The sequence below is a fragment of the Methylophaga sp. UBA3603 genome, from assembly GCF_002375335.1.
Lineage (GTDB): Bacteria > Pseudomonadota > Gammaproteobacteria > Nitrosococcales > Methylophagaceae > Methylophaga.
This window is the reverse complement of record NZ_DFMC01000010.1, coordinates 655750-676308: the sequence shown is the minus strand read 5'-3', so window position 1 is coordinate 676308 and position 20559 is coordinate 655750. Positions and strand designations below refer to the sequence as shown.

The following is a 20559-nucleotide window of genomic DNA, read 5'->3' as shown; positions in this document are numbered from 1 at the left end:
GTTATCCTTCTTTTTCTATTTGTGTAAGGTTGGCTCTCAGCGCAGGACCATAGTCATATTTACCAGAACAGACGTATGAACATAAGGCCAAGTCTTCTTCATCCAACTCAAGACACCCCAATGCCTGAGCAGAGTCAGTATCTCTGACCAATAAAGCTCTCAGCAGTTGCGTTGGTAAAATATCCATAGGAACAACGGTTTCAAAAACACCCACCGGAACCATGGCGCGTGGACTACCATTCTGTGAAGTGGTGAGCGGTAAATCTTTCTTGCCAAATATTTTGCTGAAAAAAACGTTCAGGGCAGAGTATTTATTGGTGCCACCTGGCCGGATCCATCCAAGTATCTCACGATGTGTCCCCTCTTCGAGAACAGATATCTGGGTATGAAAACGACCAAGAAATGCAGCCCAGTTATTGGCGGTATGACCATTGAATACTGATCCGGAAATCACACGGGAGCGAATATTCTGGACTTCTCCGCGAACCAGTTCTTCAGTGTTGGCTCCAAGGCGGGTACGGATGAGCCGTGGCTTATTTACCATTGGTCCTGCCAGTGAAATAATCCGTTCTACCCAAAGGTGACCCGTGGTGAAAAGTTTGCCAATGGCGATGACATCCTGATAACCGATATGCCAAACTGTTTTTTTACTGCTGACAGGTTCAATAAAATGTATGTGAGTACCCACCAGTCCTGCAGGGTGTGGACCTGAGAATGTTGGAGTTTCAAGATTTTTCAGATCTGGAGTGGGTAGAGCTGCCTTCGGTGATTGACAGAGATAAAGTTTACCGCTGGTCAGATGACTCAATACTGTTAGACCGTTACGAAAATCGTCAGCATATTCGTTAATAATCAGGTTGGGATCAGCAGCAAGCGGATTAGTATCAATCGCATTTATAAAGATTGCCTTGGGCTCACTGTCCAGTTCAGGTGTTTTGCTGTAGGGACGAGTGCGTAGAGCGGTCCATAATCCAGATTCAACCAGATTCTGTTGAACCTGCTCTCGGCTGAGCGTCGGTAATTCATCCAGTGAGTAGTATTTAAAAGTGAGTTCCTCGTCACCTTCAAGCTCAATCACCACTGATTGCAAAGCCCGTTTGGCCCCACGATTAATCGCTTTGATTATGCCAGCGCCGGGAGCCGTATAGGTTACGCCGGGGGTTTTTTTATCGGTGAATATGGCTTCACCCAGTTTAACCCGCTGACCCTCTTCAACCAGCATCGTTGGTTTCATGCCGACGTATTCGAGCCCCAACACAGCAACTGAAGCGACCGGATTAGCCTGGCTAATTTTTTGTTCCGGCGCACCAGCAAGGGGCAATGTCAGCCCTTTCTTAATTGAGAAATGCATATCCCACCTAGTCAGAAGCAGTGCATGAGCACTGTTGGCTTTGAAATTATCAATGCAGGAGTATAGCGGCTTTGCGGTACTTAAGGGAAGCTTACCATGTCAATAATGTGGTTGTTTTTCCGCAGAGGATTTGCTGCTTTTAAGCCAGATAAAGCCGATTAAAAAAGCACCTATCGCAGTTACAGCTGCCAGCATAAAAGTCATTTCCGGTCCCGGAGTCAGCCATAGATAGCCACTCAATAAACTTCCTACTGCGCCACCAGCACCAAAACTCATACTGCTGTACAACGCCTGTCCGCGGCCTTGATTACGACCAGTGAAGTGCTGATGTACCCATGCAATAGAAGCAGCATGAAAAGCACCATAACTGGCAGCGTGTAATGATTGTGCGGCGATAAGCATAACAACCTGGTCAGCATAAAGCGCAATCAGCAACCAGCGAAAAGCTGCCAGTAGCAGACTACCGAGTAATACCTTGCGAATGCCAAAGCGGGGTAGCCAGCGATGCATTACCAGAAACACCATTAATTCAGCGACTACCCCTAACGCCCATAATTGACCAATCAAAGTACGGCTATAGCCATGCTGTTCCAGATAAATACTGTAAAACGTGTAGTAAGGCCCATGGCTGACCAGCATTAAAAAGCAGATAGCTAAAAAGGCGCGAACAGCAGGTTGTTTGAGCACCTGTCTGATAGGGATGTGATTGAGACTCAGGTGACGACTGGCAGATTCAGGAACCGTGAGGCTGATCAGCCAGATACCGCTGATGGACACTAACAACGCATAGGGAACGATGCCGGCATCATAACGATCCATTAGCCAACCCAGTAAGACCACAACACAGATAAAACCAATAGAACCCCAAACGCGGATCTTACTGTAATGATGACTATGTTCACCAAGGTGCTGCAGTGTAGTGACTTCAAATTGAGGAAGAGAAGCATTCCAGAAAAAACTGAAGACCATTAATACAACGGCAATCCAGTAATAACTCTGTGAAATAAAAATGCCTGAGAACGCCACGATACTCAGTAAGCTGGCCAGCCGAACAATTCTCAGACGTTGTCCGCGGTGATCAGCAATCCAGCCCCAGACATTCGGAGCAATGATTCGGGTTGCCAATAGAATGGCGGTTAATTCACCGATTTGTCGGGCGCTGAATCCTTCCCATTGCAGATAAAGCCCCCAATAGGGCACCAGAATGCCCAGAGTGGCAAAATAAAATAGATAAAACCCTGACAGCCGCCAGTAGGGTAGTCCGGAAAAAGGCACCAGCGATCAGGTTAGGCTTGTGCCGGGATAATCGGGGTGTCAGTGGTTACATCCATATTCTGGGCCCGATGACGCAACATATGATCCATCAATACCAGTGCCAGCATGGCTTCTGCAATTGGAGTGGCACGAATACCGACACAAGGATCATGACGACCATGAGTGACGACTTCGATGGCTTCTCCACGTGTGTTGATACTTTTTCCGGGAATACGCAGACTGGAAGTAGGCTTGAGCGCCATGCTTACCAGCAAATCCTGTCCACTGGAAATACCACCTAATGTTCCGCCAGCATTATTGGTCAGGAAACCTTCCGGTGTCAGTTCATCCCGATGTTCAGTACCTTTCTGGGTAACCGATTCAAAACCGGCACCAATTTCCACGCCTTTTACCGCATTGATACTCATCATCGCATGGGCGATATCAGCATCCAGACGGTCAAAAATAGGCTCACCCAAACCCGGAGGTACATGGCGTGCAATGACATTAATGCGAGCACCAATGGAGTTGCCTTCCTTACGCAAAGCATCCATATAATCTTCCAGCTCGCTTTCAATATTGGGATCAGGATTGAAAAACAGACTATTTTCGATATGCGCCCAATCCAGCGTTTCAGCTTTAATCGGGCCAAGCTGGCTCAAATAACCCTGAATTTCGATACCATAACGTTGTTTAAGAAATTTTTTGGCAATACCTCCAGCGGCAACGCGCATTGCGGTCTCACGTGCTGATGATCGGCCACCGCCACGGTAGTCACGGAAACCGTATTTGTGGTGATAGGCATAATCAGCATGGGCCGGGCGGAATTGCTCGGCAATATTGCCGTAATCCTTTGATCGCTGATCCATGTTTTCAATCAACAAACCAATCGGGGTTCCAGTAGTCTTGCCTTCAAAAATACCGGAAAGAATTTTGACCTGATCAGGTTCACGGCGCTGTGTTTCATGGCGGCTTTTACCCGGTTTACGCCGATCCAGATCATTCTGAAGATCGGCTTCGGATAATTCCAGTCCTGGGGGGCAACCATCGACAATACACCCCAGGGCGGTGCCGTGGCTTTCACCAAAAGTGGTGACTGTGAAAAGTTTTCCGAAACTGTTGCCTGACATAATCAAAAATCCGAGTTAAACGATAAATAGAGTAGCAAAACCGAGGAAAGCCATAAATCCGACTACATCGGTGACAGTGGTTAACAGAACGCTGCCGGACAATGCGGGATCAATGCCAATACGTTTTAATCCCAGGGGAATCATTACCCCGGCAACGGCAGCAGCTGTCATATTAACAATAATGGCTGCACCAATCATGATTCCCAGTAAAAAATTACCGAACCAGAGGTAGGTTACAAAAGCGATAGCAATTGCCCAAATCACCCCATTGGCCATGCCCACCAGAAATTCTTTGCGTAATAACCAGCGTTGATTTTTATCATTCAACTGGTCCAGAGCCATAGAACGGATGACCAGTGTTAATGTCTGGCTGCCGGCAATACCGCCCATGCTGGCAACTATTGGCATTAATACAGCCAAAGCCACCAGTTTTTCAATGGTGGTATCAAATAGCCCTATAACCCATGCCGCTAAAAATGCAGTCAACAGGTTGATACCAAGCCATACCGAGCGGCGATGAATACTTTTTTTGACCGGGGCAAACGTATCTTCGTCTTCACTTAAACCGGCCATACTCAGTAAAGAGTGTTCTGCTTCATCCCGAATAACATCCACCACGTCATCGATGGTAATGCGGCCCAGCAGGTGATTATCTTTATCGACGACAGGTGCGGAGATCAGATCATGTTTTTCAAAACGGTGGGCGACATCATGGTCCGACATATTGGCGGGAATAGGATCGACCTGATGCGACATTGCTTCGCGTACAGTAAGTGAACGGCTGCGGCTGACAACCTGTGACAAGCGCAGCGTTCCAAGATATTTATCCTGATGATCAACGACATAAAGACTGTCAGTGTTTTCGGGTAACTCCCCATATTTACGTAAATAACGTAAGACCACTTCCAATGTGATATCCGAGCGGACGGTGACCACATCGGTGTTCATCAAACCACCGGCGGTATCTTCTTCATAAGCCAGAATGGCTTCAATCCGACGTCGACGTTGCGAGTTCATGGCTCGCAACACTTCCTGCATCACATGGCCAGGGAGATCCTGAAGAATATCGACAACATCATCGGTATCCAGATCTTCAGTAGCGCTCAACAGATCAGCAGTATCCATGCCGGTCATCAAGCCGGTACGAACATCTTCCCCAATATAGGAAAGTACCTCACCTCGTAATTCGGGATTGATGATTGGCCAGCATACCAGCCGTTCATTGGGAGGGAGGGATTCCAGTAAATGAGCGGTTTCAGCAGGGTGCAAGCTGGCTAATAAGCGACGCATTCTGACAAAGCGGCCGCTTTTCAGCGCCTCGGAAAAGGCATTCAGCGAGTGATTGAGACTGCGGTGTTGGTCCAGCTCAGACATATCCGGCTCCAGAGGGCGTCGGTACTTTTAGGGGGAGGTTACGCAGGCTATTTTAGCCTGCTTACTTGGTGCTGAATAGCTTTAAATGACTAGCCTTAGCGAAACAAATAGCAGCTAATGATGAATCGGTGCGTTGATTTGTTCCAATAACATATCGGCTTCAAGTGCATCTGACACTTGCATAATACTCAGCGTGTTATCCGGTAATAAACTCAAATCGGTTTCGTTAATGATTTGCTTTATTTCCAGCAACGCATTGGGATGCATACTGAAGTGTTCCAGTCCCATTGCCAGCAATAGCCGGGCATAGCGGGGATCACCAGCCATTTCACCACACATTGATACTGGAATATTAAATTTCCTACCCGCTTCCAGCGTCATATGAATCAGCCGTAAAACAGCAGGATGTAAAGGGTCGTAGAGATAGTTGACCGTGTCATCAATACGGTCGATAGCCAGAGTATATTGAATCAAATCGTTGGTGCCGATAGATAGAAAATCTACATGACGGGCAAACATTTCTGCGCAGACTGCACTGGCCGGGATTTCGATCATTGCGCCAATTTCTACCTGACGATCATATTCCAGACCTTCCCTATCCAGTTCGATCTTGCATTGTTCCAATAAATTACGTGCCTGTAACAATTCATGCATGGTGGATATCATTGGAAACATGATTTTGATTTTGCCATAGGCCGATGCTCTCAGGATGGCTCTTAACTGGGTGCGGAACATAGCGGGCTGAGTCAGGCAAAGTCGAATAGCACGCAACCCCAGTGCCGGATTAGTGACCACTGTCTGAGTCAGGTGCCGACCACCATCAACGGTCTTATCTGCCCCCAGATCGAAAGTCCGAATGGTGACTGGTTGATTATTCATACCTTCGACAACATCACGATAAGCGGCGAGCTGTTCTTCCTCTTCCGGTGGTGCCAACCGATTCATATAGAGAAATTCGGTCCGATACAGCCCGATGCCCTGTGCCCCGGCATTGGTGATAGTGGAAATATCTTCTGGCAATTCCGCATTGGCCAGCAGCGTAATGGTCTTGCCATCACGGGTACGCGTAGGCTGGGATTTATAGCGACTCAGAGATGAAATATGTTCATCAAACGCAATACGCCGTTGTTGATATTCCCTGAGTGTTCCTTCATCGGCACCGGCAATCATGATGCCAGCTTCACCATCGACGATCAGTGGTTCATTATCCTGCACATAGCGACGAACAGATTCCACACCGACAATTGCCGGAATACCCAGGCTGCGTGCCAGGATTGTGGTATGCGAAGTGGCGCCACCATGTTCGGTAACAAATGCGGCAATACCCTGATGTTGCATTAAAACGGTATCTGCGGGCGTCAAATCCTCAGCAATGATGATATGGCCTTTCAGGCGTCCATCAGCAATTTCGTGATCCGCTACTTCCTGATCGGCGAGAATCCGATGGATACGATTGACCACATGATCAACATCATCCCGTCGTGTCCGCAGATACGGATCATCCATTTCGTTGAATACGTTGATTAATGCATCACGTTGCAATTGCAACGCCCATTCAGCATTGCAGCGACGTTGACGGATCATATCGACCGGAACTTTGGTCAGTGATGAATCGTTGAGCATTAAGATATGCGTATCAATAAACGACGTCACATCAGCCGGCGCGTTGGCAGGGATATGGTTACGAATCGATTTAAGCTGTTGCTTGGCCTGTTCAATCGCATCAAGTAAACGTTCCACTTCCTGTTCAATGGAAAACGCCGGGATCAGATATTCACGAACATCCGGCTGGTTGTGAAACAGAATATGGGCACGACCGATCGCGATACCTCGAGAAACGCCAATGCCTTGTAGCTCAAGCGTCATTGGCCTTCTCCAAAGTAATTGGCAATCAACTCCCCGATAGCGTTTAACGCAGATTCGGCATCATCACCTTCTGCGGTGACCTGAATTTCAGTGCCTTTGGCAGCGGCTAACATCATCACTCCCATAATACTTTTGCCATTAACCTGACGATTATCCTTTGATACTTGAATATCCGCATGGAACTCAGAAGCAGTGGTGACGAATTTTGCCGCAGCACGGGCATGTAATCCCAGGCGGTTTATGATGGTAAATGTTTGTTCCTGTTTCATGGACGATACCCTGAGTGATGACAACGTACAATGCCTTCCTGGCCACCACTAACCGCTTTGTGTTCAAGTTCATCAAGGCTTAGGGTTGGATAGTTTAAAACACGGATTAGCATGGGGAGATTGAGCCCTGAAACAATTCGGATATCTTCACGATCGGAGACTGCGCAAGCAATATTGCTGGGAGTAGAGCCAAACATATCTGTCAAAATCAAAATTCCATTACCCTGATCCAGTCCAATCAATTCACCATCCAGCTGTTTGCGTATGGCGTCTGGATTATCTTTGACTTCGATAGAGATAACTTTAGTGGGCAACGGGCAGCAGGAAAGCATTTGTCTGGCCGTGTTTATCAACTCGGTGCCGATATGATTGTGCGATACGATTAAAATACCTACGGTCATCTTGGTTCTCTTGGTCACCAGCGAAAGTCAGACTGGAAGGGCAGTTTACCGCCAATGAATGTAATGTATATGAGCGTTTTAGGCAAATATTGCTGCTTAAAATGCCATTTTATCAAGCTGCCAAAGCTGCATTTTTTCATGGTTGCCTTTATGTGACGCCTGCATTGTCAGCCAGCTATCAATTCGGGTTTTAAATGAGGCTGGATTTTCAACAGATAATGTCAATACAACTAAAGCTTTACCAAGAATGACTTTGTGTTGTGTCGGAGTGTTAACACTGGCTTTAGGGTGATGGACTCGTTTCAGTTCAATGCACAAATCTGCAATGGTGCTGGCATGCCAGCTAGCTTCACCACAGACTTTGCGGATATCCATCAGGCCTAATTCACGGGTATGCAGTAAACCGGAAAGCAGTTTGGGGCAATGTGCTATAAGATGTTCATTCTTCAGGGAAAAATCCACCACATCATCAGCAATCAGTGTTGCGCCATGATGAATTAATTCGAGTGCCAGACTACTTTTTCCAGCACCAGCTTCACCAAAAATAAAGATGCCTTTATCCCGATAATGAATCATCACACCATGATGACTATCCATGGCTGCTGGCAAAGACATAACAGATTATTCTTCGTCGATGGAAAGCAATAATTCAAAAATGGCTTCAGCACTGGAAGCCTGTCGAATACGGCTACAGATTTCTTCATCTCTAAACAATGTCACCAGACGTGACAAATGTTGTAAATGATGTTCGGTATCATCCTCCGGCACCAATAAACCAAAGGCGATATCAATCGGTTTACCATCAGCCGCTTCAAATTCGACCGGCGTTTCCAGTGTCAGCATTGCGGCCACGGTGTGGGTAAGATCCGGGACACGGGCGTGGGGAATTGCCACGCCCTTGCCTAATCCGGTACTGCCCAAACGTTCACGTTCGAGTAGAACTTGAAAGATTTTTTCAGCAGTCGCTGCACTCGTATTGGCTGCCAGCATACGACTGAGATTTTCGATCACCCGTTTTTTGCTGGTAGCTTCATCGTGGAAACTGATGTTGTCCGCATTTACGAGCAGTGCAGCGATAAGCATGAAATTTCCCGCTCCTTAACTAGCGTTATGTTTTTGAATGACACCATCAGCTTGATGGTGGTTAGTAATTTTATCTTTGTGCTTGATGATTTGTCGATCCAGTTTTGCAACCAGATTTTCAATAGCGGAATACATATTTTCCTGCTCGTCAGAAGCAAATAAGTCGGCGCCACTGGCATGAACAGTTGCTTCAGCTTTTTGCCGAAGTTTCTCGACAGATAACACTACATGCACGTTAGTCATGTGATCAAAATGACGAGTCAGTTTCTCGAATTTTTTATTGACGTGGTCCCGAAGGCTGTCAGTGATATCTATATGTTGTCCGCTTAGATTTAATTGCATAATGCATCACTCCTGTTGGTGGACTAAAACTGGTATTACACCAGTCGCTTACGCTCATTTGAGGGCGCTATCGCTAATGTTTCGCGGTACTTTGCAATAGTACGACGAGCGACATTAATACCCTGTTCTCCCAGAATATCAGCAATTTTGCTGTCACTCAGGGGTTTTCTCGGATTTTCCGCGGCGACCAGTTTTTTGATGATCGCCCGAATGGCTGTTGCAGAACATTCTCCACCACTTTCAGTACCGACATGGCTGGAGAAAAAGAATTTAAGTTCAAAAATTCCCCGTGGCGTGTGCAGATATTTGCGAGTCGTTACGCGGGAGATGGTGGATTCATGCATTTCCACGGTTTCGGCGATATCTGCCAATACTAAAGGTTTCATGGCCTCTTCGCCGTGATCAAGAAAGTCACGTTGACGTTCCACAATTGCTTGGGTGACTTTAAGTAATGTCTCATTACGGCTTTGTAAACTTTTCAGAAACCAACGTGCTTCCTGCAAATTATTTTTCAGATAAGTGTTCTCTTCACTACTATCGGCCCGGTTAATTAACGAGGCGTAATGTTCGGCAATCTGCAGTTTAGGTGCGTTGTCAGGATTGAGCGACAATTGCCATTTGCCGTGAACTTTTATCGCATAAACATCCGGTACGATATATTCAGTTTTGTCAGTTTGGATACTACTGCCGGGGCGCGGGTTAAGCAACTGAATTGAGCGAACCAGATCGGTTAATTCATCATCGCTGACTTTCAAAGCACGTTTGATCAGGGCGTAATCACGTTTAGCCAATGTATCCAGATGTTTGTCTATCAGTTCTGTAAGCAACTCAACATGCTTTAAAGCGACAGTCGATTCGTATAATCGTAATTGGATCAGTAAACACTCACGCAAGTCCCGAGCACCAACACCGACGGGATCAAAATGATGAATCCGGTGCAATACCGTTTCAATTTCATCAAGTTCTACTTCAGCAAATTCTTCGCCAAGGCTTTGCTGAATTTCTTCCAATGTGGTTTTCAGGTAGCCATCGTCTTCAATGGAGTCAATGATAGTGGTGGCAATTGCCTGTTCAGTTTCACTAAATGGAGTGAGGCGCATTTGCCAGAGTAGATGCTGTTGCAGGCTGTCACTGCTTTCGTCCTGATTATCCCGCTCAAAATCACTGTCTCCGGATGGGCCGGAACTCGTCATGCTCTGGGAATTATCGTAGGTATCTTCCCATTTGCTATCGACTGGCAGATCTTCGGGAATATCAGTATTTTCCAGTTCGCTGATTTCGCGGCTACCGGTATCTTCATCACGACGGACAGAGCTTGGTTCGTCGTAGTCGTATTCTTCCTCAACCTCCAGAAGGGGATTGGTTTCCAGTGCTTCCTGAATTTCTGTCTGCAACTCCAAGGATGATAATTGCAACAAACGGATCGCTTGCTGCAACTGTGGAGTCATCGACAGGCTTTGACCAATGCGTAGCTGTAATGAGGGTTTCACTTAATGTTTTGATTTAATGTTGTGACCATGAGTTTATGTTACCGCAATCGTCGCGCCGTTGCCTATACGTCTTTCTAAAATAAAAATCACAACAGGGTAACTGCAGTGGCTTTAAAACTAATCCATAGTGAATCGCCCAGAGAAAGCCCTAGAGAAGATAAAGCCTGGTGACTGATAATCACTTCAAATTTGTCACCACAATCAACTGTCAGGCGCACCGCTTTGCCCGCTTCGCTGATGCTGGTAAGTCGTCCGGGTAACTGGTTACGGGCGCTGCTATCCGAATGAGCATGGGTACTAATCGTTATCACCAGCGGATCGATTGCAATATGTCGGGCAGAAAGAGAGCCTTCCGCGGCAAAGATTTTCAGTGTTTTGGTATGAAAGATTTCGCCATCATAATGACCATGGAACAGGTTCAGCAGGGGAGCCGAAACCGGTTTGCCCTTAAGCAGTTGTATTGTATGAGGTGTGATAGCGGAAGCCTGCAGACGGTCATGGGTTGAAAACAGTACTGTGCGCTTAGCATCGTTAGTCAACATGGTGATCACATCTTCCAGCTGGCGCTGGTGAAAGCTGTCCAGATTGGCAAATGGTTCGTCTAGCAACAGGATATCCGGTTCAAATGCCAGCACCCTGGCAATCGCAACACGCCGTTGTTCTCCACCCGACAGAGTGCTGGCGGTCTGATCAGCCAACTGGGTCAAGTTGACGGTTTCCAATGCCTGTTGCAGTTGAGATGTATGTCGGGCTTTATCCACTTTTTGTAACTTCAGCGCCAGGCGAATATTGTCTTTTACCGTGCCGGGTAGCATATAGGGATGTTGGGGGACCAGCCCGATTTTCTGACGTTGTTTGGCTTGTGAATCAGTGATTTTATCGCCCAATACGCTGATATCACCTGAATCGGGCTTTTGTAATAAAGCCAATAAGTGAAACAAGGTGGATTTCCCCGCGCCATTTTCACCTAGTACAGCCATGCATTCATTGGCGGGGATATTGAGTTGCTCAATATCCAGGGCCAGCTCACCGTTATAACGAACTTTAATGTTGTCTAGTTGAAAGGCGTAGTTCATGTCAGTCGCCGGTTAATCCAGGACAAAGCGAAATTCAGGATAAAAGCGATCATTAGCAACACTATGCCGAGCGCCAATGCCAGTTCAAATTCGCCTTTACTGGTTTCCAGTGCAATGGCGGTAGTCATCGTACGAGTATAGCCTTCAATATTCCCCCCCAGCATCATTGCAGCACCAACTTCACCAATGGCGCGTCCAAAGCCTGTAAGAATAGCTACCAGCACCGCCAGTCTAACGGCTTTTAATACCTGAAAGCATTGTTGCCATTTATCTGCACCGAGACTTTGTAAGGTCAAAATTAGCCTTGGATCAGCGGTGTTGACGGTCACCAGAGTCAGATTCATCATGATGGGAAATATCAAGATGCTCTGCGCAATAATCATGGCGGATTGGGTATAAAGCAATCCCAATTCCCCTAATGGTCCCATTCGACTGAAGAGCCCATATAGTAATAACCCAATCACTACGGTAGGCATGGCCATTAAGGTATTGAGAATATGTTGCAGTGTCGTTTTACCGGAAAACTCCGTTAATGCCGTAAACACACCCGCAGGGATCGCCAGTAAAGCGGCAATGAAAGCAGCAGCAACGGAAATACTGACCGATGTCTGAATAATCTCCCAGACAGTAGCATCAAAAGCTATCAGCAGTTTAAGCGCTGCGGTAAAAGATGTACCAAAAAAGTCCATGGCTAAGGAAGCCTAATAATCAGCGAACCAATCCCAGTCGTTCGCAAACGGTTAATACAGGCTGTGTTTTATTCATTGAATAAAAGTGTAAGCCGGGTACGTCCAGTTTAATCAGTTTTTCAGTAAATTCAGTCAGGTAATCGGTAGTAAATGCCTGCATCGAGACACTGTCATCATAAAACTCTTCCAGACGTTTTTTGAGCCAACGAGGAATTTCTGCACCACAGGCTGCAGAGAACCGCGCGAGTTGAGTGTAATTATTGATGGGCATAATGCCGGGAATTATCGGAATATCAATGCCTTTTTTCTGGCAGCGTTCTACAAAATACAGATAAGAATCAATGTTGAAAAAATACTGTGTAATGGCGCTGTCAGCTCCGGCATCAACTTTACGTTTGAAATTTTCCAGATCGACACCAGCATCCTGTGCCTGAGGATGTACTTCGGGGTAAGCTGCAACTTCAATAGTGAAATGATCGCCGGTTTCTTTGCGAATAAATTGCACCAGTTCATTGGCATAACGAAAATCACCCGGATCACGCATGCCAGAGGGTAAATCACCTCTTAATGCCACCACGCGGGAAATTCCATTATCGATATAGGTTTGCAGGATAGTACGGATGCGTTCTTTTGATGATCCCACACAGGATAAATGCGGAGCTGCATCAATTCCGGTCTCTGCTGCGCGTTGTTGTATAGCGATAACCGCTTCAAGCGTATTATCCTGAGTCGATCCCCCTGCACCAAAAGTCACGGAGTAAAATTCAGGTTTTAATACAGCTAATCGCTCTTGCACCAATAAAAGATTTTGTGCACCTTTTTCCGTTTTTGGCGGAAAAAATTCACAGCTGATAACAGGTTGTTTGGACATGATGCTTACTTTAGGTAAAAGAAAAAGGGCTAACACTTAGGTTAGCCCTGCTTAACTTAGTAACGGTAGTGTTCAGGTTTATAGGGGCCTTGTTGCTCAAGCCCTAAATATTTGGCCTGTTCAGCATTTAATTCGGTCAGATTAGCACCGATTCGGCCTAAATGCAGCCGGGCCACTTTCTCGTCTAGACGTTTTGGCAAGACATACACTTTATTCTCGTAGTTGGCACTGTTATGCCATAACTCGATTTGCGCCATGACCTGATTAGTGAAAGACGCTGACATTACAAAGCTTGGATGACCGGTTGCACAGCCCAGATTGACCAGACGACCTTCAGCCAACAGGATAATACGCTTACCATCAGGGAAAATAACGTGGTCAACCTGAGGCTTAATGTTTTCCCACTCGTAGTTACGTAGTGAAGCTACATCAATTTCGTTATCAAAGTGACCGATGTTACAAACGATAGCTTCGTTACGCATCGCTGCCATATGATCATGATTAATGACATTGATATTACCGGTAGCAGTCACAAAGATATCGGCCTTATCAGCGACTTCATCCATGGTGACAATACGGTAACCTTCCATTGCTGCCTGCAGGGCACAAATTGGATCGATTTCAGTAATCATCACGGTAGCGCCCATGCCACGGAAAGCTTGTGCACAACCTTTACCGACATCGCCGTAACCTAACACCACGCAGATTTTGCCAGCAACCATAACATCGGTTGCACGCTTGATACCGTCAAGCAGTGATTCACGGCAACCATACAGATTGTCGAATTTTGATTTGGTGACTGAGTCGTTAACGTTGATCGCCGGGACTTTTAAGGCACCTGCTTTCATCATTTCATACAAACGATGTACGCCGGTGGTGGTTTCTTCCGACAAACCTTTAACATCGTCGAGTAATTCCGGATAGTCTTCATGCATCATCGTGGTCAAATCACCACCATCATCCAGAATCATATTCGGGCGCCAGCCATCAGTGCCAATGATGGTTTGACGAATACACCAGATAGCTTCTTCTTCGGTTTCACCTTTCCAGGCAAAGACCGGGATGCCCTGATCGGCAATAGCCGCTGCAGCGTGATCCTGTGTTGAAAAGATATTGCAAGAAGACCAGCGCACTTCAGCCCCTAATTCAACCAGTGTTTCAATCAACACGGCAGTTTGTATCGTCATATGCAGACAACCTGCAATACGCGCACCTTTCAGCGGATGCTGGCCAGCATATTCTTCACGTAAGGCCATCAATCCAGGCATTTCGCTTTCAGCGATTTTGATTTCCTGATGGCCCCATTTCGCCAGACTGATGTCGGCAACTTTGTAATCTGGTTTTAAGTTTTCTACTGCTGATTGCATGATAATTTCCTGTGTTAGTTGATTTTTGCTGCTTCACGTAAGACGGGAGCGAGGTCAGTTCGTTCCCAACTGAAGTCAGCGTCTTCACGTCCAAAATGACCATATGCGGCAGTTTGCTGATAAATGGGACGTACTAAATCCAACATTTTGATAAGGCCAACCGGGCGCAAATCAAAATGTTCACGAACTAATTCGACAAGTTTATCTTCAGCAATTTTGCCTGTACCAAATGTATCCACGCTAATGGAGGTAGGTTCTGCAACGCCGATGGCATACGAAACCTGAATTTCGCAACGATCAGCAAGTCCGGCGGCAACAATGTTTTTCGCTACATAGCGACCCGCATATGCTGCACTACGATCGACTTTTGAAGGATCCTTGCCGGAGAATGCACCACCACCATGGCGGGCCATGCCACCGTATGTGTCGACGATAATTTTGCGACCGGTCAGGCCGCAATCACCCACAGGACCACCAATAATAAATTGGCCGGTGGGATTAATATGGTAACGAGTATTTTTTGTTAGCCATTCAGCTGGAAGCGTTTGTTTGATAATGAGTTCCATCACCGCTTCTTTCAGATCAGCTTGGCTGATTTCAGGGTTATGCTGGGTTGATAGGACCACTGCATCAATACCCACCGGTACGCCATTTTCATAGGCAAATGTCACCTGACTTTTGGCATCAGGGCGTAACCACGGTAATTCACCGCTTTTACGTACTTGGGCCTGACGTTTGACCAGACGATGTGCATAAGTGATAGGAGCTGGCATAAGCACTTCAGTTTCATTGCTGGCATAGCCAAACATCAAGCCTTGATCACCGGCACCTTGATCTTCTTCTGTTTCACGATCCACACCCATGGCGATGTCACCGGATTGTTTACCGATAACTGACATGACCCCGCAGGTCTGTCCATCAAAACCGACCTCGGAGCTGTTGTAACCAATATCCGTGATGGTTTTACGAACAATGTCTTCCAAGTCTACCCAGGCGCTGGTTGAGATTTCGCCAGCCACAATCGCTACACCGGTTTTAATCAGAGTTTCGCAGGCAACACGAGCGTGGGGATCTTTGGACAGGATTGCATCTAAAACAGCGTCGGAAATTTGGTCTGCTACTTTATCTGGATGACCTTCTGAAACAGATTCAGAGGTAAAAAGATAAGCATTACTCATAGACAACTTCCTCATTAAAATTCAAATAAGGTAATGATAGTTTAACTATGGGTAAAGTTCGGATGAAACGCCCATTACTACCAGTGACCCGTAATAATGAACGCCGTTTGGAATGTAAAATTGAATAAGCCTAGCAGAGGGTTCTCTGTCGCAGCGTTCCTTATCCAATGTGGCATATATTAATTCATAATGAAAAAATTACCAAGTTAAGCCTTTCTTAAAGGCTTTGTTGATATTTCATAGCCCCAAGCCGTAGTGGCTATGAAATATCAAGGACCCTAGATAACGAGCTGATGTCCATGCTGTTTCAACCAACGGCGATGTTCACGGAAATTGGGGTCAAATTGTTCAACCAAATCCCAAAAGGCCTTTGAATGGTTATGCTGACGTAGATGACATAATTCATGAATGATAACGTAATCATTTATCGACTGTGTGGCCTGAACTAATTGCCAGTTAAGCTGGATATCTCCTCTCATAGTACAACTGCCCCAGCGAGCTTTATAGCTTTTAATCTGAACCAGATTGGGTCGCAGGCTAGTTTGCTCAGCAAGCTGTTTTACTCGTTCAGGCAGTAACGATTCTGCTTGACGTCTGTACCATCTTGCTAACGCCTGTCTTATTTGCAAGGCTGTGACATTGGGCGGTGCCATAATCACCAGTTTCTGTTGATCAAGCAGGACATGCAGTCGCTGGCGTTGTGGCTCCTGAATAATATGTAATGGATATTGCTCGCCCATAAAAGGTTGTAACTCACCTTCAATAAATTGTCGTTTGGGTGGACGCTGCTGGAATTTTTTTAATTTATCCTCGATCCATTGCTGTTTGCGCATCACAAATTGTTTTGCCAACCATAACGGCATTAATTTGGGTAAGTGCACCGTTACGTTGCCATCCTGAATTTTGATCGCAATGGTCTTTCTGCGTGCGCTTCGGACAACGGCAACGGAGTGATCGTTAATCTTGATGGTGCTCATCGACTGACTTAAATAACGTATTAAATGGGCATTTTAACGGCTGATTTGCGAAAATGTCGGATTAAACAGGTTTTATTATGACTTTGACAGCCAATATTAAATTCGCCCATCGCTTATCACTGGCACCGATGCTGGATTGGACCGATCGGGATTTCCGTTATTTGTGCCGAATCATTTCCAAGCATACTTTGCTATATACCGAAATGATCACCACAGGCGCATTGCTCCACGGCGATCATCAACGCTTTCTGGCACATGATGAAAATGAATATCCCATGGCATTGCAGCTGGGTGGCAGTGACCCTGCAGAATTAGCAAAATGTGCCACCTTAGGTGCCCAGGCTGGTTATCAGGAAATTAACCTGAATGTCGGGTGCCCCAGTGATCGTGTACAGAATGGTCGATTCGGTGCCTGTTTAATGGCCGAACCCCGGTTAGTGGCTGAATGTGTGGTTGCGATGAAGCAGGCAACTGATATTCCCATCACAGTCAAAACCCGATTAGGTATTGATGAGCAGGACGGTTATGAATTTGTCAGAGAATTTGTCGACGCAATTTATCAGGTTGAAGTCGATGCAGTGATTCTTCATGCCCGTAAAGCCTGGTTAAAAGGTTTAAGCCCGAAGGAAAATCGGGATATCCCTCCACTTGAGTATTCAAAGGTGTATCAAATCAAGCAGGAGTTTCCTGATTTGCATCTGGATATCAATGGCGGTATACACACGCTGGACGAGGCTGAAAACCATCTGCAAAGAGTAGATGGAGTAATGATGGGGCGGGCACTTTATCACCAGCCATATCTATTGGCTGAAGCGGATAAACGAATTTTTAATGATGATCGGTCAATCCCTAGTCAGCATGAAATAGTCGAATTGATGCTGCCTTATATTGAAATGCGTATGAAAGAGGGGAGACCCTTGAAGTCCATTACCCGCCATATGTTGGGTTTGTTTCAAGGCTTGCCAGGGGCTCGTCGCTGGCGGCGGCACTTAAGTGAAAATGCGCATTTACCCGGCGCCGGGATTGAAGTGGTCCGCGATGCGATTAAATTAGTAGGCTGAGACTAAAAGTAACCACAGAGACACAGAGGCTTTTGGTTGTTATATCCGCAGATTACGCAGATTTTCGCAGATGTTTTATGAATGCTTTAACAAGTCGGTTTGAAAGAAGCTAGCCCTCAGAGTTCTTTTGTGATGCATTACTGCATCAACCTGAAAACCATTTATTTAATCTGCGTGCATCTGCGTAATCTGCGGATTATTTTTTAAATGCCTTAAAACACCACTTAAACGTCAGTCACCATAAGCCACAAGCTATTTATAAAACTCTGTGCCCTCTGTGTCTCTGTGGTTAATGCTCTTCAATTCCTTAAGCCAGTACCTTTATGCAGCAGATAAAGCGCATAGCTTGTCAGTGCAGCGATAAAGGCCAGGATGATGGCAAAAGCAGCGGCTACCGGAATATCCGAAACACCTAAAATGCCATAACGGAATGCATTGACCATGTATAAAACCGGATTCAGCATGGAAACGTTTTGCCAGAATTCGGGCAGCAGTGAAATCGAATAAAACACGCCCCCCAGGTAGGTCAGCGGGGTGAGGATAAAGGTTGGAATGATTGAGACTTCATCAAAGCTGCGGGCGTATAAGGCGTTAATAAATCCGCCTAATGCAAACATGACGGCACTGAGAAAGACCATGCTAATGGTAATCCCGATATGTTGAACGGTAAGTTTGGTAAATATCAGTGAAACCAATGTCACAATGAGTCCAACAAACAGGCCGCGGGCTGCTCCACCGACAACATATCCTGCGAGGATAATATAGTTAGGAACGGGAGAAACCATCAGCTCTTCAATATGATTTTGAAACTTGGCACTGAAAAAAGACGAAGCGACATTGGAATAGGCATTGTTGATAATCGCCATCATGATGATGCCGGGGGCGATATATTCCATATAACTGAAACCATCCATCTCACCAATTCGGCTACCAATCAGATTACCGAAAATAATGAAATATAACGTCATAGTTATCGCTGGGGGTAACAGCGTTTGAGCCCAAATCCGCAGGAATCGCCTGATTTCCCGGGTGACGATGGTTGAAAAGGCAATCCAGTGATGCTGGCGGCGGTTATTCATTCAACAGACTCCGGACGTTCAACCAGGGTTAAAAATAATTCTTCGAGACGATTCACCTTGTTTTTCATACTGCCTACTTTAATGCCGCGTTCGGTTAACACGGTGAATAAATCATTCAGGCCCTCCTGGCGCTGAAGCTCGACCTCTATAGTTGTTGGATCTACCTGATGATATTCAATCCCCTGTAGCAAACTGCTGTCAGTCAAAGGTTCCAGCAGATCCAGTACAAAAGTTTCTTTATCCAGGCGATTTAATAACGATTTCATATCAGTATTTTCAACGATACGGCCCTTGTCGATGATGGCAATATTGCGACACAGATTTTCCGCTTCTTCAAGATAGTGCGTCGTCAGGATGATAGTGGTGCCACGTTGATTGATTTCACGTAAAAACACCCACATTGAGCGCCGCAGCTCAATATCCACACCCGCTGTCGGCTCATCCAATATAAGCAGGCGTGGATTGTGTACCAGCGCCCGGGCAATCATCAATCGGCGCTTCATACCTCCAGATAATGATCTTGAAGGCGTATGACGTTTTTCCCAAAGTCCTAATTGCTTCAGCAAGACATCGGCTCGCGGTTCGGCCTCTTTTGCTGGAACGCCATAATAACCGGCCTGCGTCACCAGAATGTGTTTAACCTGCTCAAAACCATTAAAATTAAATTCCTGCGGCACCAACCCGATATAACTTTTAGCCAACTCGGTTTGACTGTCCAGATCGGCATCAAAGATGGTTACCGAGCCACTGGTTTTTGTGACTAACGACGTTAGAATGCTGATGGTAGTGGATTTGCCAGCGCCATTTGGCCCTAACAGTGCAAAAAAATCACCTTCTTCAACCGTCAGATTGATATCTTTGAGTGCTTCCAAGCCATTGCGATAGGTTTTATTCAGATGTTCTATAGTAAGCGCTTTCACCGGAATCGCCTTAAGCAGATTTAAACGTACTAGATTATCATGTCACTCATGTCTGATCATATTTACCCGGAACCGGTTCCAGTTTCTCCCCCTGCCTCTGAAGCTGAACTGATGCATCGTTGCCAACAAATAGCTGGCAAAACGGTGGGTCAGCTTGCACAGCAATCCGGCCTGACGGTTCCTGTAGATTTGCGCCGTCATAAAGGTTGGTTAGGGAATCTACTGGAGCGCATTCTGGGCGCCGATGCCGGTAATCAAGCGGAACCGGATTTTGTTGCTTTGGGTATTGAATTAAAAACCATTCCATTGAATACCCGCGGTGAGCCAAAAGAATCGACATATGTCTGCACGGTGACTCCCAAAGCTCTGTCTGAAACGCATTGGCAGACATCATGGTTACGTCGTAAACTGAGCAAGGTTTTGTGGTTGCCGGTTGAAGCCGATAACGCTATAGCATTAGCGGATCGATTTATTGGACAGGCGATTTTATGGCAGCCTTCAGAACAGCAGGAAACAGTGCTGCAGCAGGACTGGGAAGAGTTGATGGAAATAATGATAGCTGAAGGTGCCGTGACAGCGAAACTGGGACGTTTTTTACAGATAAGGCCCAAAGCAGCCAATAGTCGGGTAATTACCCGGCAGATAGGGCATGACGGCGAGGAAGAATGGTATCATCCTTGTGGTTTTTACCTTCGGACAAGTTTTACGCAACAAATTCTGTCAGGGAAAGCTTGCTGTTAATGTTCAGCAACAGGCAGAATGCACATTAGAATAAAGGATT

General features: G+C 46.1%; 21 protein-coding genes and 1 riboswitch. Of the genes, 2 read left to right on the top strand and 19 right to left on the bottom strand.

Annotated elements, in window-relative coordinates:
• Window position 1 precedes the first annotated feature (1 nt).
• The 17 genes from B4F66_RS14115 to B4F66_RS14035 form a co-directional block, all read right to left on the bottom strand.
• Complete coding sequence (locus B4F66_RS14115) at window positions 2–1351, bottom strand: Na(+)-translocating NADH-quinone reductase subunit A (RefSeq protein WP_292356688.1); 1350 nt, start codon at window positions 1349–1351, stop codon at window positions 2–4.
• Window positions 1352–1450: 99 nt separating this feature from the next.
• Window positions 1451–2626 (bottom strand): MFS transporter, encoded by a 1176-nt coding sequence (locus B4F66_RS14110; protein ID WP_292356686.1) that lies wholly within the window; start codon window positions 2624–2626, stop codon window positions 1451–1453.
• Window positions 2627–2637: 11 nt separating this feature from the next.
• Window positions 2638–3735 carry a chorismate synthase gene (aroC, locus tag B4F66_RS14105; RefSeq protein WP_292356684.1) on the bottom strand — a complete coding sequence of 366 codons (1098 nt, stop codon included), beginning with the start codon at window positions 3733–3735 and terminating at the stop codon, window positions 2638–2640.
• A gap of 15 nt (window positions 3736–3750) precedes the next feature.
• On the bottom strand, window positions 3751–5109 hold the full coding sequence (gene mgtE, locus B4F66_RS14100) for a magnesium transporter (RefSeq protein WP_292356682.1): 1359 nt from the start codon (window positions 5107–5109) through the stop codon (window positions 3751–3753).
• Between the two features lie 114 nt (window positions 5110–5223).
• Window positions 5224–6975: a phosphoenolpyruvate--protein phosphotransferase gene (ptsP, locus tag B4F66_RS14095; protein WP_292356680.1), complete on the bottom strand. Its 1752-nt coding sequence runs from the start codon at window positions 6973–6975 to the stop codon at window positions 5224–5226.
• On the bottom strand, window positions 6972–7244 hold the full coding sequence (locus B4F66_RS14090) for an HPr family phosphocarrier protein (protein ID WP_292356679.1): 273 nt from the start codon (window positions 7242–7244) through the stop codon (window positions 6972–6974). Before B4F66_RS14090 ends, ptsP begins: the two co-directional genes overlap by 4 nt.
• Window positions 7241–7645: a PTS sugar transporter subunit IIA gene (locus tag B4F66_RS14085; protein WP_292356677.1), complete on the bottom strand. Its 405-nt coding sequence runs from the start codon at window positions 7643–7645 to the stop codon at window positions 7241–7243. The genes B4F66_RS14090 and B4F66_RS14085 overlap by 4 nt, the downstream gene beginning before the upstream one ends.
• A 96-nt stretch (window positions 7646–7741) precedes the next feature.
• Window positions 7742–8260 (bottom strand): HPr kinase/phosphorylase, encoded by a 519-nt coding sequence (locus B4F66_RS14080; RefSeq protein WP_292356675.1) that lies wholly within the window; start codon window positions 8258–8260, stop codon window positions 7742–7744.
• A gap of 6 nt (window positions 8261–8266) precedes the next feature.
• On the bottom strand, window positions 8267–8728 hold the full coding sequence (locus B4F66_RS14075; RefSeq protein WP_292356673.1) for a PTS sugar transporter subunit IIA: 462 nt from the start codon (window positions 8726–8728) through the stop codon (window positions 8267–8269).
• Between the two features lie 15 nt (window positions 8729–8743).
• Complete coding sequence (gene hpf, locus B4F66_RS14070) at window positions 8744–9070, bottom strand: ribosome hibernation-promoting factor, HPF/YfiA family (RefSeq protein WP_292356671.1); 327 nt, start codon at window positions 9068–9070, stop codon at window positions 8744–8746.
• 35 nt (window positions 9071–9105) lie between these two features.
• Window positions 9106–10560 (bottom strand): RNA polymerase factor sigma-54, encoded by a 1455-nt coding sequence (locus B4F66_RS14065; RefSeq protein WP_292356670.1) that lies wholly within the window; start codon window positions 10558–10560, stop codon window positions 9106–9108.
• A gap of 86 nt (window positions 10561–10646) precedes the next feature.
• Window positions 10647–11636, bottom strand: a complete 990-nt coding sequence (locus B4F66_RS14060) for an ABC transporter ATP-binding protein (RefSeq protein WP_292356669.1) — start codon at window positions 11634–11636, stop codon at window positions 10647–10649.
• Window positions 11633–12325, bottom strand: coding sequence for an ABC transporter permease (locus B4F66_RS14055; protein ID WP_292356667.1), 693 nt, complete (start codon window positions 12323–12325; stop codon window positions 11633–11635). The genes B4F66_RS14060 and B4F66_RS14055 overlap by 4 nt, the downstream gene beginning before the upstream one ends.
• A 19-nt stretch (window positions 12326–12344) precedes the next feature.
• Window positions 12345–13196, bottom strand: coding sequence for a methylenetetrahydrofolate reductase [NAD(P)H] (metF, locus tag B4F66_RS14050; RefSeq protein WP_292356665.1), 852 nt, complete (start codon window positions 13194–13196; stop codon window positions 12345–12347).
• Window positions 13197–13252: 56 nt separating this feature from the next.
• Complete coding sequence (gene ahcY / locus B4F66_RS14045; protein WP_292356663.1) at window positions 13253–14563, bottom strand: adenosylhomocysteinase; 1311 nt, start codon at window positions 14561–14563, stop codon at window positions 13253–13255.
• Between the two features lie 14 nt (window positions 14564–14577).
• Entirely contained in the window at window positions 14578–15741 is a 1164-nt protein-coding gene (gene metK, locus B4F66_RS14040) for a methionine adenosyltransferase (RefSeq protein ID WP_292356660.1), read from the bottom strand.
• Window positions 15742–15832: 91 nt separating this feature from the next.
• Window positions 15833–15909, bottom strand: a riboswitch (S-adenosyl-L-homocysteine riboswitch).
• Between the two features lie 110 nt (window positions 15910–16019).
• On the bottom strand, window positions 16020–16718 hold the full coding sequence (locus B4F66_RS14035; protein WP_292356658.1) for a M48 family metallopeptidase: 699 nt from the start codon (window positions 16716–16718) through the stop codon (window positions 16020–16022).
• 77 nt (window positions 16719–16795) lie between these two features.
• On the opposite strand from B4F66_RS14035, the gene dusA reads away from it, so the two are divergent.
• Window positions 16796–17779 carry a tRNA dihydrouridine(20/20a) synthase DusA gene (dusA, locus tag B4F66_RS14030; protein ID WP_292356656.1) on the top strand — a complete coding sequence of 328 codons (984 nt, stop codon included), beginning with the start codon at window positions 16796–16798 and terminating at the stop codon, window positions 17777–17779.
• A 299-nt stretch (window positions 17780–18078) separates the two neighbouring features.
• Here dusA and B4F66_RS14025 read toward each other — a convergent pair whose 3' ends face one another.
• Both B4F66_RS14025 and B4F66_RS14020 read right to left on the bottom strand, forming a co-directional pair.
• On the bottom strand, window positions 18079–18858 hold the full coding sequence (locus tag B4F66_RS14025; protein WP_292356653.1) for an ABC transporter permease: 780 nt from the start codon (window positions 18856–18858) through the stop codon (window positions 18079–18081).
• Window positions 18855–19778 (bottom strand): ABC transporter ATP-binding protein, encoded by a 924-nt coding sequence (locus B4F66_RS14020; protein ID WP_292356651.1) that lies wholly within the window; start codon window positions 19776–19778, stop codon window positions 18855–18857. The genes B4F66_RS14025 and B4F66_RS14020 overlap by 4 nt, the downstream gene beginning before the upstream one ends.
• Before the next feature lie 48 nt (window positions 19779–19826).
• Here B4F66_RS14020 and mutH point away from each other — a divergent pair, with 48 nt between their 5' ends.
• Entirely contained in the window at window positions 19827–20519 is a 693-nt protein-coding gene (gene mutH, locus B4F66_RS14015) for a DNA mismatch repair endonuclease MutH (RefSeq protein WP_292401380.1), read from the top strand.
• Window positions 20520–20559 lie beyond the last annotated feature (40 nt).